The 802-nt window shown below is 40.5% G+C and carries 1 pseudogene; it reads right to left on the bottom strand.

Going from position 1 to position 802, the window contains the following annotated elements:
• A pseudogene (locus HMPREF9425_RS09050) lies at positions 1–802 on the bottom strand (YSIRK signal domain/LPXTG anchor domain surface protein); the annotation flags it as partial.

Raw genomic sequence — 802 nt, 5'->3', positions numbered from 1 at the left:
TTTCTCATAGATGTGTTTTGTATTTCCTTTTTCATCTACTTCAGTTTTAACAATCTTGTATCCTGGAATATCTTTAGTTGGTTTAGTTCCATCTTCTGTTAGTGAAAGTGGGTTACCATCTTTATCAACGAATGAAGTATCAGGACGAACTGTAGGAGTGTAAGTAGCTGTGACTGGTGTTCCATTCTTATCTACACGTTTAACGGTTACACCTGATGCTTTACCAACGAAGTCTGGTTCTGGTGTAAAGGTTACTTTACCGTTTTCATCGATTGTATAAGTTCCTTCACCTGGTACTATTTTTGTAGTTGTTCCATCTTCGAATGTTGGTGGTACATCTTCATCGATTGGCACATTAGGATTTCCTGGTGTAAATGTTGGTGTTCCTGTTTGAGGTTGTCCTTTAGGTCCTTCAGATACTGCAGGTGTTCCTTCTGGTTTCACCGGTGTTACTGTTGGAGTGTATTTAGCTGTGACTGGTGTTCCATTCTTATCTACACGTTTTACTGTTACCCCTGTTCCAACTCCTGTGAATGTCTTCTCAGGCGTAAATATTACTGTTCCGTCTTTCGCTACTGTGTATGTTCCTTCGCCTGGAATAGTCTTAGTTGTTGATCCGTCTTCGAATGTTGCTGGTACTTCATCATCCATTGGAACTTCTGGATTACCTGGTGTGAATGTTGGTGTTCCATTTTGTGTTTTACCTTGGATATCTGTTGTCTCAGCTGGTTCTGCTGTCGGTGTTACTGGCGTTACTGTTGGTGTGTAAGTTGTTTCTACCTTAGTTCCGTTAGTATCCTTT

The organism is Streptococcus vestibularis ATCC 49124 (genome assembly GCF_000188295.1).
In the GTDB taxonomy this organism is placed as follows: domain Bacteria; phylum Bacillota; class Bacilli; order Lactobacillales; family Streptococcaceae; genus Streptococcus; species Streptococcus vestibularis.
This window is presented reverse-complemented; position numbering and strand designations above follow the sequence as displayed.